Annotated in this window: 12 protein-coding genes; 3 read left to right on the top strand and 9 right to left on the bottom strand. The window is 67.9% G+C overall.

Annotated elements, in window-relative coordinates; all coding sequences use genetic code 11:
* Window positions 1-45: 45 nt before the first annotated feature.
* Entirely contained in the window at window positions 46-723 is a 678-nt protein-coding gene (locus RBB34_RS16585; RefSeq protein WP_306120359.1) for a phosphoribosyltransferase family protein, read from the bottom strand.
* A gap of 205 nt (window positions 724-928) precedes the next feature.
* Here RBB34_RS16585 and metH point away from each other — a divergent pair, with 205 nt between their 5' ends.
* Window positions 929-4,675 carry a methionine synthase gene (metH, locus tag RBB34_RS16590; protein ID WP_306120393.1) on the top strand — a complete coding sequence of 1,249 codons (3,747 nt, stop codon included), beginning with the start codon at window positions 929-931 and terminating at the stop codon, window positions 4,673-4,675.
* Window positions 4,676-4,732: 57 nt separating this feature from the next.
* Here the strand turns inward: metH and RBB34_RS16595 are convergent, their stop codons facing one another.
* Entirely contained in the window at window positions 4,733-5,722 is a 990-nt protein-coding gene (locus tag RBB34_RS16595) for a pyridoxal-phosphate dependent enzyme (RefSeq protein WP_306120360.1), read from the bottom strand.
* A gap of 192 nt (window positions 5,723-5,914) precedes the next feature.
* Here RBB34_RS16595 and RBB34_RS16600 point away from each other — a divergent pair, with 192 nt between their 5' ends.
* Window positions 5,915-6,751, top strand: a complete 837-nt coding sequence (locus RBB34_RS16600) for a universal stress protein (protein ID WP_306120361.1) — start codon at window positions 5,915-5,917, stop codon at window positions 6,749-6,751.
* Window positions 6,752-6,767: 16 nt separating this feature from the next.
* Here the strand turns inward: RBB34_RS16600 and RBB34_RS16605 are convergent, their stop codons facing one another.
* Genes RBB34_RS16605 through RBB34_RS16615 form a run of 3 tightly spaced genes read right to left on the bottom strand, consistent with a single transcriptional unit; the run spans window position 6,768 to window position 11,072 of the window.
* Complete coding sequence (locus RBB34_RS16605; protein ID WP_306120362.1) at window positions 6,768-7,976, bottom strand: HlyD family efflux transporter periplasmic adaptor subunit; 1,209 nt, start codon at window positions 7,974-7,976, stop codon at window positions 6,768-6,770.
* 4 nt (window positions 7,977-7,980) lie between these two features.
* Entirely contained in the window at window positions 7,981-10,344 is a 2,364-nt protein-coding gene (locus RBB34_RS16610; protein ID WP_306120363.1) for an ABC transporter permease, read from the bottom strand.
* 2 nt (window positions 10,345-10,346) lie between these two features.
* Window positions 10,347-11,072 carry an ABC transporter ATP-binding protein gene (locus tag RBB34_RS16615; protein WP_306120364.1) on the bottom strand — a complete coding sequence of 242 codons (726 nt, stop codon included), beginning with the start codon at window positions 11,070-11,072 and terminating at the stop codon, window positions 10,347-10,349.
* A 134-nt stretch (window positions 11,073-11,206) separates the two neighbouring features.
* Here RBB34_RS16615 and RBB34_RS16620 point away from each other — a divergent pair, with 134 nt between their 5' ends.
* On the top strand, window positions 11,207-11,404 hold the full coding sequence (locus RBB34_RS16620; RefSeq protein WP_306120365.1) for a DUF3329 domain-containing protein: 198 nt from the start codon (window positions 11,207-11,209) through the stop codon (window positions 11,402-11,404).
* Here RBB34_RS16620 and RBB34_RS16625 read toward each other — a convergent pair.
* The 4 genes from RBB34_RS16625 to RBB34_RS16640 all read right to left on the bottom strand — a co-directional run bounded on the left by RBB34_RS16625 (window position 11,374) and on the right by RBB34_RS16640 (window position 15,260).
* Entirely contained in the window at window positions 11,374-12,810 is a 1,437-nt protein-coding gene (locus RBB34_RS16625) for a mannitol dehydrogenase family protein (protein ID WP_306120366.1), read from the bottom strand. The two genes, RBB34_RS16620 and RBB34_RS16625, sit on opposite strands and share 31 nt — an antisense overlap.
* Window positions 12,807-14,222, bottom strand: a complete 1,416-nt coding sequence (uxaC, locus tag RBB34_RS16630) for a glucuronate isomerase (RefSeq protein WP_306120367.1) — start codon at window positions 14,220-14,222, stop codon at window positions 12,807-12,809. The genes RBB34_RS16625 and uxaC overlap by 4 nt, the downstream gene beginning before the upstream one ends.
* A gap of 90 nt (window positions 14,223-14,312) precedes the next feature.
* Window positions 14,313-14,750 carry a Fur family transcriptional regulator gene (locus RBB34_RS16635; protein WP_306120368.1) on the bottom strand — a complete coding sequence of 146 codons (438 nt, stop codon included), beginning with the start codon at window positions 14,748-14,750 and terminating at the stop codon, window positions 14,313-14,315.
* Between the two features lie 99 nt (window positions 14,751-14,849).
* On the bottom strand, window positions 14,850-15,260 hold the full coding sequence (locus RBB34_RS16640; RefSeq protein ID WP_306120369.1) for a Fur family transcriptional regulator: 411 nt from the start codon (window positions 15,258-15,260) through the stop codon (window positions 14,850-14,852).
* Between the last annotated feature and the right edge of the window lie 8 nt (window positions 15,261-15,268).

The raw sequence follows: 15,268 nt of genomic DNA on the forward strand, positions 1-15,268 counted from the left end.
CATCGACAGGCATATGCCCGCTCCGGCCTGTCCCCGGGGACCGGTTCACCCCTTCGGCTCCTGCCCGGCGGCGTTGGGCGCGGCCTGCGCCCGGCGCAGCGCCTCGACCACTTCGACATCGTCGACCTGGCGGAAATCATCGTAATAGGCGCCCACGGCGAAGAACGGGTCCGGCTGCAGCACGCACACCACCTCGTCGGCCTCCTCGGCCAGCCGTGCCACGGTCGAAGGCGGAGCGACGGGCAGCGCCAGCACGATGCGCGCCGGCCCGCTCTGTCGCACCAGGCGCAGCGCCTCGCGCGCGGTCGCCCCCGTTGCGACGCCGTCATCGACCAGGATGACGGTCCGGCCCTTCAGCGGCACGGCAGGATGATCGGCGAAATACAGCTTGCGGCGTCGCTCGAGCTCGGGCAGTTCGGCGCGCGCCAGTTCGATCACCTGATCGCGGCTCAGACCCAGATCGCGGGCAATGCCCTCATTGACCGTCACCTGCATGGCGTGGCCGTCGGAGACGGCGCCCACCGCCAGTTCGCGATGGCCCGGCGCGCCGACCTTGCGGATCAGCAGCACGTCCATCGGCAGGCCAAGCGCCTTGGCGACCACCGCCGCCACCGGTACACCGCCGCGTGGCAGCCCGACGACGACCGCCCCGGCCGTGTCCACATGCTCAAGCCGGCGGGCGAGGGCCTGCCCCGCCTCGATGCGGTCTGCGAACGCGCTCATGGGAGCCCGATACACCCAAGGGGTCGGCCCCGCATTGATTTTGGTCAAGACATGCCGCACGGAGGCAAGGAAACCAAAGCCGCATATTGACATAAAGATATCCTTATGTGACCTTGCAAATCGATTTCCCCGAGGACCTATGATGACCAAGCCGGCTTCGACCGAAACGCCCGCGCGCCGCAAGGCCGCCCCGCAAGCTGACGATATGTTCAAGGTCGACGCCGAGCGCGCGGCCGACATCGCCGCCGCGCTGCGCAAGGCGGCCTCCGAGCGCATCCTGATCATGGACGGTGCCATGGGCACCGAGATCCAGGCACTCGGGCTCGGCGAGGACGACTACCGCGGCGAACTGTTCGCCGGCAGCGAGCATCCGCTCAAGGGCAACAACGACCTGTTGTCGCTTACCAGGCCCGACGCGATCGAGGACATCCATTACCGCTATGCCATGGCCGGCGCGGACATTCTGGAAACCAACACCTTTTCGTCGACGACGATCGCCCAGGCCGACTATCACCTGGAAGACCAGGTCTTCGAACTCAACCGGCAAAGCGCGATCCTTGCCCGACGCGCCGCCGAACGGGCCCGGGCCGAGGATGGCCGCCGGCGCTTCGTCGCCGGCGCGCTGGGGCCGACCAACCGCACCGCGTCGATCTCCCCGGACGTCAACAATCCCGGCTATCGCGCGGTGACCTTCGACGATCTGCGCATCGCCTATGCCGAGCAGGTCGAGGGACTGATCGCCGGCGGCACCGAGATCGTCCTGATCGAGACCATCTTCGACACGCTCAACGCCAAGGCGGCGATCTTTGCCGCGCACGAGGTGTTCGAACGGACCGGCATCAGGCTTCCGGTGATGATCTCGGGCACGATCACCGATCTGTCAGGTCGCACCCTTTCGGGGCAGACCCCGACCGCCTTCTGGCACTCGGTGCGCCATGCCGATCCGTTCACCATCGGACTCAACTGCGCGCTGGGGGCCGATGCCATGCGCGCCCACCTGGCCGAATTGGCCGGCATCGCCGATGCGCTCACCTGCGCCTATCCCAATGCCGGCCTGCCCAACGAGATGGGCGAATATGACGAGAGCCCCGAATTCATGGCCAACCAGATCGCCCGCTTCGCCGAGGAGGGCCTGGTCAATGTGGTCGGCGGCTGCTGCGGGTCGACCCCGGCCCACATCGCCGCCATCGCCGAGGCCGTCGGCGGGTTCGCGCCGCGCACGGTGCCGCAGATCGAGCGCCGCATGCGGCTGTCGGGCCTCGAGCCGTTCACGCTGACCGACGACATTCCCTTCGTCAATGTCGGCGAGCGCACCAATGTCACCGGCTCGGCGCGCTTCCGCAAGCTGATCAAGCAGAACGACTACGCCACCGCGCTCGAGGTCGCCCGCCAGCAGGTCGAGGGCGGCGCGCAGATCATCGACGTGAACATGGACGAGGGGCTGATCGATTCGGCCGCCGCGATGACCGAGTTCCTCAACCTGATCGCCGCCGAACCCGATATCGCCCGCGTGCCGGTGATGATCGATTCGTCGAAGTGGGAGGTGATCGAGGCCGGCCTGAAATGCGTCCAGGGCAAATCGGTCGTCAACTCGATCTCGCTGAAGGAAGGCGAGGAGGAATTCCTGCGCCACGCCCGGCTGTGCCGTGCCTATGGCGCCGCGGTGATTGTCATGGCCTTCGACGAGGAGGGCCAGGCCGACACCCGGGATCGCAAGGTCGAGATCTGCACGCGCGCCTACGAGCTGCTGACCGGGACGGTCGGCTTTCCGCCCGAGGACATCATCTTCGATCCCAACATCTTCGCCGTCGCCACCGGCATCGAGGAGCACGACAATTACGGCGTCGACTTCATCGAGGCGACGCGGCAGATCACGACCACGCTGCCCCATGTGCATATCTCGGGCGGCGTCTCGAACCTGTCCTTTTCCTTCCGCGGCAACGAGCCGGTGCGCGAGGCGATGCATGCGGTGTTTCTGTACCACTGCATCCAGGCGGGCATGGACATGGGCATCGTCAATGCCGGCCAGCTCGCCGTCTACGAGGCCATCGATCCCGAGCTGCGCGAGGCATGCGAGGATGTCGTCCTCAACCGCCGCTCCGATGCGACCGAGCGCCTTCTCGAACTTGCCGAACGCTACAAGGGCGAAGGCGGCGCCAAGGGCCGCCAGAAGGATCTGAGCTGGCGCGAGCAGCCGGTCGACAAGCGCCTCGAACATGCCCTGGTCAACGGCATCACCGACTATATCGTCGAGGACACCGAGGAAGCGCGGCAGGCCGCCGAACGCCCGCTGCACGTCATCGAGGGCCCGCTCATGGCCGGCATGAACGTGGTCGGCGACCTGTTCGGCGCCGGCAAGATGTTCCTGCCGCAGGTCGTCAAGTCGGCGCGCGTCATGAAGCAGGCCGTCGCCGTTCTCACGCCCTATCTGGAGGCCGAAAAGGCCGAAAGCGGCATCGAGGGCACCGGCAGCGCCGGCAAGATCGTGCTCGCTACCGTCAAGGGCGACGTGCACGACATCGGCAAGAACATCGTCGGCGTCGTGCTCGCCTGCAACAATTACGAGATCGTCGATCTGGGCGTCATGGTGCCGGCAGCGAAGATCCTGGAGACCGCGCGCGCCGAAAAGGCCGACATCATCGGCCTGTCGGGCCTGATCACGCCCTCGCTCGACGAGATGGTCGATGTCGCCACCGAGATGGAGCGCGAGGGTTTCGATCTGCCGCTGCTGATCGGCGGGGCGACGACGAGCCGCGTGCACACCGCCGTCAAGATCCACCCGCAATACGAGCGCGGCCAGGCGATCTACGTGACCGACGCCAGCCGCGCCGTGGGCGTCGTCTCGGCGCTGCTGTCGCCCGAAAGCCGCGACGGCTACATCGACACGATCCGCGCCGAGTATCGCCAGGTCGCCGAAAAGCATGCCCGCGCCGAGGCCGACAAGCGCCGGCTGCCGCTGGCCGCCGCGCGCAAGAACGCGGTCAGGCTCGACTGGGAGGGCTACACCCCGCCCGCCCCCAGCTTCACCGGCACGCGCGTCTTCGACGACTGGGACCTGTCGGAGCTGGCCCGCTATATCGACTGGACGCCGTTCTTCCAGACCTGGGAACTCAAGGGCCGCTACCCCAAGATCCTCGAGGACGAGGACCAGGGCGAGGTCGCCCGCCAGCTCTTCGGCGAAGCCCAGGCCATGCTCGACAAGATCATCGCCGAGAAATGGTTCCGCCCGCGCGCGGCGATCGGCTTCTGGCCGGCCAATGCGGTCGGCGACGACATCCGCCTTTTCACCGACGACACCCGCTCGCACGAACTCGCCACGCTGCACACGCTGCGCCAGCAGGTGCAAAAGCGCGACGGTCGGCCCAATGTCGCCCTCGCCGACTTCGTCGCGCCCGAGGGCAGCGGCAAGCCGGACTGGGTCGGCGGTTTCGTCGTCACCGCCGGCATCGAGGAAGTGGCCATCGCCGAGCGCTTCGAACGCGCCAATGACGACTATTCGGCAATCATGGTCAAGGCGCTCGCCGACCGGTTTGCCGAGGCGTTCGCCGAGCGCATGCACGAGCAGGTGCGTCGCCGGTACTGGGGCTATGCGCCCGAGGAGGACCTGACCAATGACGCGTTGATCGCGGAGGGCTATGCCGGCATCCGGCCGGCACCGGGCTATCCCGCCCAGCCCGACCATACCGAGAAGCCGACCCTGTTCGAGCTGCTCGATGCCGAGGCGGCGACCGGCGTGTCGCTGACCGAAAGCTACGCCATGTGGCCCGGCTCATCGGTATCGGGGCTCTACCTGTCCCATCCCGAAAGCTACTATTTCGGCGTCGCCAAGGTCGAGCGCGACCAGGTCGAGGACTATGCCGCGCGCAAGGGAATGGAGGTCGCCGAGGTCGAGCGCTGGCTGGGACCGGTGCTCAACTACAATCCGCAGCAATTGCTGGAAGCGGCCGAGTAGATTCGGTCCTCGGGGCGGCGCCGCAACGGGCAGGACCGCTCATCGGCGGTGCGGCCCTCACCCGGCCCATGGCAGCCGATCCAGATCGACATTGCCCCCGGTGAGGATGACGCCGACGCGCTGGCCGGCGAAAACGGCCCGATTGGCCAGGATTGCCGCCACGGGCACCGCGCAGGACGGCTCGATGACGATCTTCATGCGCTCCCAGACAAGGCGCATGGCGGCGATGATCTCCGGCTCGCCGACGGCGAAGACGTCGCGCACATGATCGGACACGCAGGCCCAGGTCAGATCGCCGAGCGGTGCCTTCAGGCCATCGGCCACGGTCACGGGCGCGTCCGCCGGCTCGGCAGGGCGCCCGGCGCGCAGCGAGCGACGGGCATGGTCGGCCGCCTGCGGTTCCGCCCCATAGACGACCACCGACGGCTTGCGCTCGGAGATGAAGAGCCCGGTGCCGGAAATCAGCCCGCCACCGCCGACCGGGGCGATGACCGCGTCGATCGCGTCGAGTTGGGCAAGCAGTTCAGCGGCGCACGTGCCCTGCCCGGCGATCACGAGCGGATCGTTGTAGGGATGGATCGCGACGGCGCCGGTCTGCGCGACGATCGCCTCGAGCGTTGCCTGGCGGGCCGAGGCCGAGGGGGCACATTCGACGATCGCACCGCCATAGCCGCGAACCGCCGCCTTCTTGGCCGCATTGGCGTTTTCGGGCATGACGATGGTCGCTTCTATGCCGCGGCGCGCGGCCGCATAGGCGATCGCCTGGCCGTGATTGCCGGACGAATGGGTGACAACGCCCCGTCTCGCATCGTCGTCGGCCAGTGCGAGCACGGCGTTGCTGGCACCGCGCGCCTTGAACGAGCCGGTCTTCTGGAAGTTTTCGCACTTGAAGAACACCGTTGCGCCCGCCAGAGCGTCCACGAAGGACGAGGTCAGTACCGGCGTCCGGTGGATGTGACCGGCGATTCGCTGGGCCGCCAGGTCGACATCCCGCGCCGCGGGCGGTTCCGCGCGCGTCCGCCCGGCGGTTTCCGGCATCTGCGTCATGGCGCGGCACTCCTGCATTTGCCCGTTGCGTACAAGCGTCTGCCCCGGCGAACGAACCGGGCATGCGCGGATCGAGGCGGCATGATGGCTTCGGTCTTTTCCCGCCACAAGCCGTGCCAGCTTGACCAGGATCAACCGCGCCGCGGCTCACCTGGTGCACGCTCGGGCAAAACGACGAACGGGAGGCCGGCCATGCTCGCCAGGACCATCATCTACCCCATTCACATGGACCAGGATCCGGCCGAACTCAATCCGGTCATCGAGATGTGCCGGGCCGGCGACGCCCATCTGACGGTGCTCGTGATCGGCCTGTCGCCGCCACCGCCGATCGCGGTCGATACGGTGATCCTGTCCGACACCTGGGCCAACCAGGCCGAAAGCCGCAAGAGCGAACTGCGCGAAAGGGCCGCGCAGATCGAGCACCGTTTGATGCAAAGCGCCATTTCGGCCGAGGTCAAGCGCGCCCTGATGGTCGACAGCTCCGTCGAAATGACGGTGGCCGAACATGCCTTCTTCGCCGATCTGGTGATGCTGCCGCGCACGCTACCGGGCACGCACGGGCTCAACGAGCACGTCGCCGCCGGTGCCATGTTCGGCGGCGGCAAGCCGGTCGTCGTCGGCCAGCCGGACCAGTTCGGCGCGCTCGACTGGAAGACCGTCCTGGTCGCCTGGGACAACGAACGTGCGGCCGCACGCGCCGTCTCCGAGGCGATCCCGCTGCTCAAGCGCGCCGAGCAGGTGCGCATCGCCTGCGTCGATCCCGATGCGATCCGCACCGCTTCGGGCGAGGCGCCGGGCTGGGACATGGCGACCTATCTGGCCCGCCACGGCATCGAGGTCGTCGTCGACACGCTGTCGAGCGGCTCGCGTCCGACATCGCAGACGATCGGCAATTTCGCCGCCGAGATCGGCGCCGACGCCATCGTCATGGGCGCCTATGGCCATTCGCGGCTGCGCCAGCGCTTTCTGGGCGGCACGACGAGCGCCATCATGAAGGCCTGCGACCTGCCGGTGCTGATGGCGCATTGAGCACGCCGCGCGCCGTTCAGGCGCCGCCGGCCGTGCGGTCCTCGATTCGCCGGCCGTCGCGCAGAACGTCGCTGGGAAACACGACGACGCGCTCGCCTTCCTCCAGCCCGCCGAGCACCTGCGCCGAGGTGTCGTTGAGCCGGCCGACCTCGACGGTGCGCAGCCGCGCCACATCGCCCTCGGCGACGAACACCGCCCACTGGCCGTCGCTGCGGAACAGCGCGCCGATCGGCATGTGCAGCACATCCCCGCTCTCCCACAGCGTCAGTTCGGTGACCACGCGGTAGCCATGGCCGAGCCCGGCGGGCACCGCATCGAGATCGATGATCACATTGACCCGCTGCTCCTCGATGCCGAGCGCGGAGACCTTGGTGAACGCCGCCGGCTCGACCTTGCGCACCGTGCCCGAAAGCGCCTCGCCGCCCCAGTCGGTGATCGTCGCCTTCGTGCCCGCACCGATCCGCACCGCATCGGACGACAACAGATCGACCGCCACTTCCAGATCGTCCGGCCGCCCCAGTTCGGCGACGACCGTGCCCACGCCGACCGCCTGTTCGCTGCGCACATCGACCGACAGCACCACGCCGTCGATCGGCGCGCGCAGGGTCACGCAGCACGTGTCGCCACCGCCGCCATTGCCCGCTTCGCCCGGTTGCGCCAGCCGCGCGCGGGCGCTTTCGAGTTCGGCCAGGCGCAGATCGATATTGGCGAGCGCGCTTTCCACCTGCGCTTCCTGAAGCTGCAATTCGCCGCGCGCCCGCTCCAGTTCACGCTCGGAGACGACATTGGTGCGGGCCAGTTCCTGGGCGCGTTCATAGTCCGAGCGCGCCAGCTCGAGCGCGGTCTGGGCGCGCGCATATTCGACCTTGGCGAGCGCCACCGCCGATTGTGCCGCCTCGATCGCCGCCTGGAGCTCGGTGCGCGTCCGCTCGTCGATGAAGGGCGGATCGAGCGGGCGGATCGCGGCGATGGCGGCGCCCTCATCGACGACATCGCCCTCCTCCAGCGCGATCCGGTCGAGATTGCCGGCAACCGTCGAGGAGACCGAATAGACATCGCGCACGCGGGTGACGCCCTCCTCCTCGATCGTCACCGCCATGGCGCCGCGCTCGACGGTGCCCAGGTCGACCAGCACCGGCTGCTCGCGGGTTGCCACATAGATGCCGTAGCCGACGATGGCGAGCACCACGATCCCGAAGAGCCAGCGTGTCCAAGCGCGCTTCATCGCCTCACTCCCGTGTCTTGAGGACTTCGATCAGATCGAACCGGTCGATCCGGCGGCGCACGATCAGCGCCGAAAACAGCCCCGCGGCGATCACCACCAGGCTGGCCGTTGCAAAGGTCGCCTGGTCGACGACCAGCGGTATGCGGAACAGGTCGCTCTCGAAGCCGCGCGCCACCGACCAGGCGAATCCGTAGCCGATCAGCCAGCCCAGCGGCTGGGCGAGCGCGACCACCACGCCCAGTTCGACCAGCAGGACGCTGGAGACCTCGGCCCGCGTGAAGCCGAACACCCGCAGGCTGGCCAGCTCCCGTGCGCGCTCGGAAAGCTGGATGCGCGCCGAATTGTAGATCACCCCGAAGGTGATGATCACCGCGAGCACCGAATAGACGACGATCGAGATGACGACATTCTGCTCGATGGTCGCGCGGAACTGTTCGCGCGACAGGCGCAGCAATGCGATCGAGGCGATGCCCGGGGTTTGCTTGACCGCGTCGTAGACATCGTCCAGCCGGTCCGGATCGATCTTGATGCGCGCCCCCGACACGCGCGCGCCCTCGCGCATCAGCCGGTCGAGCGCGGCGATGTTCATGTAGCCGGTCAGCCCGACATAGCTCTGCACCACCGCCGCGACCGGGACGCTGACCGTCAGGTTCTCGCGGCTGAGGAAATCGACCTCGACCGCATCGCCCACCCTCAGACCGAGCTTGTCGGCGACGCGCTCGGACAGCAGCAGCCCCGACGAGGGCAGCACGATCGGTTCGGCATCGACATCGAGCACCCGCGACAACTGGGTTTGCCGCGGCAGGCCTTCGATCACCATGCGCAGTTCGACATGCCGGTTCGTCAACGTCACCGGGGTCTGGCGGAACGGCTCGGCACGCATCACCCCCTCGATATCGGCGAGCGCGCGCAACGCGTCGGGGTGCCGATCGCCGGCGAAGGTGACGGCGGCGTCCTCGCGCGCGGTCTGAAAGAAGATCTGGTCGATCATGTAGTCGATCGAATCGAAGGAGAACAATGCCGTGACCAGAAGCCCGACCGAGAACGAAGTGCCGAGCGTCGTCAGCCCGGTGCGCACCGGCCGACGCCACAAATGCCGCAGCGCCATGGTGGTCAGCTGCGAAAAGACCGAATGAAGCGCGCCCAGCCCGATGCCCAGCGTGTGGTAGCGGGCCGGGGCGGGCGGGCGCATCGCCACCGCCGGCGGCAGCACGACGACCGAACGGATGGCGCTCGCCGCCCCGGCGAGCGCGGCGGCGACCGTCACCGCCCCGGCGATGAAGAACAGATCGGCGCTGTGGGCGAAGACCAGGAAGGGAAAGGAGAAGAATTCGCCATAAAGCCGCGTCAGCGCCCCGCCGACCCAGGAGCCGGCAATGCCGCCGATGACCAGGCCGATCGCGCAGATGACGATGACCAGCTTGGCATAGTGCCAGGCCACGTGCAGGCTGGAAAAGCCGACCGCCTTCAACAGCCCGATCTGCTCGCGTTCGAGCGCGATCAGCCGCGACAGGATCATGTTGACCAGAAAGGCCGAGATGAACAGGAAGATCGGCGGGATCACGCCGGCCATGGCCTGCAGCTGGTCGAGTTCGGCCTGCAGGAAGGCGTGGCTGATCTGGTCGTCGCGGTCATGGGCGCCGGCGCCGCCATAGCGGTCGAGCCTTTCGTCGACCGCCTCGATGATACGGTCCATGTCGGCATTGCGCAGCACCGTCAGCGACACGTCGTTGAACGCGCCGGTCATGTCGAAGGCCGCCTCGAGCGCCGAGCGCGACATGAACAATATGCCGTAGCGGCGCTGGTCGGGCACCATGTCGCCGGGGCCGATCGCGTAGATGAACTCCGGCGACAGCACGATGCCGGTGATGGTCAGTTGCCGCTTCTTGCCGTTGATCAGCGCACCGAACGTGTCGCCGGGCGCAAAGCCGTGCGCCTCGGCGAAGGTCTCGACGACGGCGACCTCGCCGGGCCGGGTCGGCTCGGGCAGCCGGCCGCGGCGGATATAGAGCCGGTTGACCGACGGTTCACCGAAATCGGGCAGCGAGACCGCCAGCGCCGCCGCCGGCTCGACCATGCCCTCGATGTCGAGGATCAACGACTTGACGATGCGCGTTTCCACCGCCGCCACGCCCTCGATGGCCGTCAGTCCGGCCTTGAGGTGCTCGGGCGCCCGGTTGGCCGTGGCGAACACGTTGCCGAACAGGTAGCGCTCGTAGAAGGCGGCGCGCGTCTCCTCCAGCGAGCGCGTCGCGCCCAGCGCCAGGATCAGCGTCATCACCCCGCAGGCCATGACCAGCGCCACGGCCAGCACCTGCGCCCACAGCCGGCCCAGATCGCGCAGCAATTTGCGGTCGAGGATCTCCATGGCTACCAGACCACCTCGGACGGCGGCACGGGGTTCTCGTTCACCACCATCTGCACGATCTTGCCGTCGTGGAAATGGAACACGCGGTCGGCGATGCGCCGAGTCGCCGCGTTGTGCGTGATGATTGCGGTGGTGGTGCCGAACTCGGCGTTCACGCGCGTCAGCGCCTCGAGCACGACCACGCCGGTCTTGGAGTCGAGCGCGCCGGTGGGCTCGTCGCACAACAGCACCTCGGGCCGCTTGGCGATGGCGCGGGCGATGGCCACCCGCTGCTGTTCGCCGCCCGAAAGCTGCGCCGGAAAGTGCGTCATGCGATCGCTCAGATCGACCATCGCCAGCGCTTCTTCCGGCGTCATCGGATCGCGGGCGATCTCGGTGACGAGCGCGACGTTCTCCCAGGCGGTCAGGCTGGGAATGAGATTGTAGAACTGGAAGACGAAGCCGACATTGCGGCGCCGGAACCGGGTCAGTTGCCGCGCGCCGAAGGCGGTCATGTCCTCGCCCTCGAACTCGACGCGCCCGTCGGTCGCCTGGTCGAGCCCGCCGATGATGTTCAGGAGCGTCGACTTGCCGCTGCCCGACGGGCCGAGCAGCACCGCCATCTCGCCCTCGTAAAGGGTCATGTCGACGCCATTGAGCGCGCGCACCTCGACCTCCCCGGTCACATAGACCTTGGTCAGATCCTCGACGTGGAAGACGGGTCGCGCTTGCGTATCGATGGCGGCCATGGCTGTACGCTACCCCACAAGGCCGACAAGCTCTTGACGCGGATCAAGACCGCGCGGCAAAGGCGATCACAATTGACCTTGGCCGCACCGTGATGGCAAGCACGACCGGTCATATGCAGGGAAAGGGTCCGCCGGTGAAGTTCGGGTTCGATCACCCCATGTTCAAGCCGCTCTGGGTGCGCATCGCGGTTGTCGCCGTGGCGGGTCTGTGGGGATTGTTCGAATTGTCGACGGGCGCCTATCTGTGGGCGCTGATCTTCCTGGCGCTGGCGGGCGTGGCCTTTCATGGCCTGTTCATCGCCTACGAGCCACCCGAAACCGACAGGGACTGAACCGCGCGCACCACATCGGCCCGGAAGTCGGTCGCTTCGGCCAGTTCGCCGAACACGGCGCGAATGGAAACCATCGCTTCGGCAAAGTCCGGCCCGCCGGGCGCATGGGTCCGGGCGATCTCGACGAACCGCCCGGACATGGGATCGTCGACCGCGCCGCCCCTTTCGGCGACATAGGCGATCCAGGCGGCGACCGCGCGCGTCAGGCGCTCGTGCGAGGCGCCGGCCTTGCGTCTGTCGGCGATGGTGGCCAGCAGGCGCTGCGGCACCTTCTGGCTGCCATCCATGGCGATCTGCGCGGTGCGGTGCCTGAGCGCCGCGTTGGCGAAGCGGTCGGCGAGCGCACGCGCATAGGCGCCAAGATCGGTATCGGGCACGTCCAGCGTGGGGACGATCTCCTCGGCCCACATCGCCTGCACGAAATCGGCGATCGCCGCATCGCCGACCGCCTCGGCCACGGTCTGGTGGCCGGCAAGCTGACCCAGATAGGCGATCGCCGAATGCGCGCCGTTGAGCATGCGCAGCTTCATCGCCTCGAACGGGGCGACATCGGCGACAATCTGCGCGCCAACGGCGCCGAAGTCGGGGCGCGGGCCGCCGAAACCGTCCTCGATCACCCATTGGCTGAACGGCTCGGTGACCACCGGCCAGGCATCGTCGAGCCCGGTCAGCGCCGCCATCGCCGCGCGGTCGGCGTCGGTCGTCGCCGGCACGATGCGGTCGACCATGGTGCTCGGAAAGGCGACGTTTCCGGCGATCCAGTCCGACAGCGCCGCATCGCTCAGCGCGGCGAACTGGGCGAGGACGCGTTTCGTCACATGCCCGTTCTCCGGCAGGTTGTCGCAGGACAGCACGGTGAAGGGCGCAATGCCGCGCGCGCGCCGCATCCGGATCGCGGCGACCAGCAGGCCCGGTGCCGAGTGCGGCGCGTCCGGGTTTTCAAGATCGGCGCGCACGGCGCGATTGTCCGCATCGAGATTGGCAGTGGCAGGGTCGTGGCAATAGCCCTTTTCGGTCACCGTCAGCGAAACGATGCGGATGCGCGGATCGGCGAGCCGTTCGATCAGGGCGGCCGGGTCGGCGCCGGCGTGGATCACCTCCAGCACCGAACCGATGATGCGCGCGCACGTGTCATCGCCCTCGCGCACGCCCAGCGTATAGAGCCCGTCCTGCGGCGTCAGCGCCTCGGCCATGTCGGGCCGGCGCAGGCTCGCCCCGACGATGCCCCAGCCGGGATCGGCCGCCAGTATGTCGTCGACATAGACCGCCTGGTGCGCGCGGTGGAAATTGCCGATCCCAAGATGCACGATACCGGGCGTGACGCGCGCACGATCATGGGCCGGCCGGCGCACATCGGCGCTGGCGCGGTCAACGGTGGCGTTGCTCAGGCGCGGACGGTCGGTCATCGGTCAAATCCATAGGCACGGCGGGCGAGATTGACGGTCAGGTCCTCGGCCAGTGCGAACGCCTCGTCCTCGCGCAGGCGGTGGTCGGCGACGCGCTCGGCCAGGAAGGCGCAGTCGATGCGCCGCGCCATGTCGTGCCGGGCCGGGATCGAGGGAAAGGCGCGCGTGTCGTCATTGAAGCCGACCGTGTTGTACAATCCCGCCGTTTCGGTGGTCAGTTCGCGAAAGCGCCTGATGCCGTCGGGGCTGTCGAAGAACCACCAGGCCGGGCCGAGCTTCAGGCACGGATACACGCCGGCCATCGGCGCCAGTTCGCGCCCATACGCCGTCTCGTCGAGCGTGAAGACGATGACGGTCAGACCCGGCGCGTGACCGACCGCATCGAGCATCGGCTTGAGCGCGCCGACATAATCGGTCGGCATCGGAATGTCGAAGCCCTTGTCGCGGCCGAACGCCTTGAAGATGTGCGCGCTGTGATCGCGCCACGAGCCCGGATGAATCTGCATGACCATACCGTCCTCGACGCTCATCTTCGCCATCTCGGTCAGCATCTGCGCGCGGAACAGCGCCGCATCGCCCTTGTCCGCGCGCCCGCTGCGCAGCCGGTCGAAGATCGCCTCGCATTCGGCGCGCGCAAGGTTCGCCGTTCGCGCCGAGGCGAGGCCATGATCGGTCGCCGTCGCGCCGTGGTCGCGGAAGTAGGCGCGCCGGGCACGATGGGCATCGAGATACCCCGCCCATGTGCCAATGTCGCAGCCGGTCACGGCGCCGAATGCATCCAGATTGGCAGCGAAATCCTCATGGTCGGGATCGATCAGCGCATCGGGCCGATAGGTGGTCACCACCCGGCCCGGCCAGCCGCTGGCGGCAATCGCCCGGTGACGGCGCAGATCGTCGAGCGCCCCCTCGGTTGTCGCCAGGACCTCGATGCCGAAGCGTTCGAACAGCGCGCGTGGCCGATAGGCGTCGGTCTTCAGCCGCGCGTCGATCGCCGCGTAGCAGGCCTCCGCATTGTCAGGACCAAGCGGCTCGGTCAGCCCGAACAGCGTCTCGAAGGTGTGATCGAGCCAAAGCCGCGTCGGCGTGCCGGCAAACAGGTGGTAGTGGGCGGCGAAGACGCGCCAGATGGCGCGCGGATCGGTCTCGACCGGCCCGCCGTCGCGGCGCGCGATGCCAAGGCTTTCCAGCGCCACGCCCTGGCTGTGCAGCATGCGGAAGATGTAGTGGTCGGGCACGATGAGCAGCCGCGCCGGGTCGGGGAACGGTGCATTGTCGGCGAACCAGGCCGGATCGCAATGGCCGTGCGGACTGACGATCGGCAGGCCGGCGACGTGGTCGTAGAGCCGTCGGGCGATGGCGCGCACGCCCGGATCGGCCGGCAACAGGCGGTCGGGATGGTTGAGGGCAGCCATGCCTGCCCTATGCGTCAGAATGCCCGCGCGATCAAACGCTTTCGGGCCGCCGCGGAACCATCACGGCGGGCCGCCGGGTCGCATCGGCCGTCAGCGCCGCGCCCGCTTCTTGCGTCCATACAGTTCGAGCTTGTGATAGACGATGTCGTAGCCCAGTTCGGCGGCGATCTCCGCCTGCAGTTTTTCGATCTTGTCGGAGCGGAACTCGATCACGTCGCCCGTCTCCAGGTCGATCATGTGATCGTGGTGCGGCGCGTCCGCCGTCTCGAAGCGCGCCGGCGCGCCCTCGAAGGACAACCGGTGGACGACACCGCGATTTTCCAGCACCGAGAGCGTGCGGTAGACCGTCGACAGCGACACGGTCGGCTCGATCTCGCTCGCCCGCCCGAACAGATCGTTCGCGTCGGGATGATCGTCCGATTCGGCCAGGCATTGCAGGATGGCGCTGCGCTGGCGCGTGATGCGCACACCCTCGTCGCGCAGGGCCTCCTCGAGATCACTCGCGCTCATGATCTTGGCTTCGCTCATGGCGCCTTCTCGCCCAGTTGCGACGCATTTGCAAGGCGCAGATGCGAATGGCGCCCGCCGGACAGCCGGACCGTTCCACGCGTTGGTGCTGAACAGGGCCTAGGCTGCGGCGCAGCCGGCGCACAGCCCGCGCAGCTCGACCACCGAGCCATGCAGGGCGAAATCCAGCCCGTCGGCAATCGTCTTCAGCCGGCGCGCCAGGTTCGGATCGTCGACCTCGCGCACCTCGCCGCATCGATCGCAGATCGCAAAGGCGATCGTGGCGTGGCTCCGGCAGTCGGGCTTCTGGCAGGCAACGAACGCGTTCAGGCTCTCCAGCCGATGCACGCGACCGGCGGCCACCAGCTTGTCGAGCGCGCGATAGACCTGCAGCGGCGCGCGAAAGCCGTTCTCGCGCAGAAGATCAAGGATTGCATAGGCGCTCAGCGGGCCGTCGGCCTCCGACAGCGTGTCCAGCACCAGCGCCTGGTTGCGGGTCAGGCGCGGCTCCTCGCTCGGCTTGGCGTGCATGGTCATGT

This window comes from Roseitalea sp. MMSF_3546 (assembly GCF_030732865.1).
Lineage (GTDB): Bacteria > Pseudomonadota > Alphaproteobacteria > Rhizobiales > Rhizobiaceae > Roseitalea.

What these genes read in the sequence shown, in the direction of transcription:
- RBB34_RS16605 (WP_306120362.1), bottom strand. Translation starts at nt 7,976, where the DNA reads ATGAAGCGCGCTTGGACACGCTGGCTCTTCGGGATCGTGGTGCTCGCC.
- RBB34_RS16635 (WP_306120368.1), bottom strand. Translation starts at nt 14,750, where the DNA reads ATGAGCGAAGCCAAGATCATGAGCGCGAGTGATCTCGAGGAGGCCCTG.
- RBB34_RS16640 (WP_306120369.1), bottom strand. Translation starts at nt 15,260, where the DNA reads ATGCACGCCAAGCCGAGCGAGGAGCCGCGCCTGACCCGCAACCAGGCG.
- RBB34_RS16600 (WP_306120361.1), top strand. Translation starts at nt 5,915, where the DNA reads ATGCTCGCCAGGACCATCATCTACCCCATTCACATGGACCAGGATCCG.
- uxaC (WP_306120367.1), bottom strand. Translation starts at nt 14,222, where the DNA reads ATGGCTGCCCTCAACCATCCCGACCGCCTGTTGCCGGCCGATCCGGGC.
- RBB34_RS16610 (WP_306120363.1), bottom strand. Translation starts at nt 10,344, where the DNA reads ATGGAGATCCTCGACCGCAAATTGCTGCGCGATCTGGGCCGGCTGTGG.
- RBB34_RS16595 (WP_306120360.1), bottom strand. Translation starts at nt 5,722, where the DNA reads ATGACGCAGATGCCGGAAACCGCCGGGCGGACGCGCGCGGAACCGCCC.
- RBB34_RS16585 (WP_306120359.1), bottom strand. Translation starts at nt 723, where the DNA reads ATGAGCGCGTTCGCAGACCGCATCGAGGCGGGGCAGGCCCTCGCCCGC.
- metH (WP_306120393.1), top strand. Translation starts at nt 929, where the DNA reads ATGTTCAAGGTCGACGCCGAGCGCGCGGCCGACATCGCCGCCGCGCTG.
- RBB34_RS16625 (WP_306120366.1), bottom strand. Translation starts at nt 12,810, where the DNA reads ATGACCGACCGTCCGCGCCTGAGCAACGCCACCGTTGACCGCGCCAGC.
- RBB34_RS16615 (WP_306120364.1), bottom strand. Translation starts at nt 11,072, where the DNA reads ATGGCCGCCATCGATACGCAAGCGCGACCCGTCTTCCACGTCGAGGAT.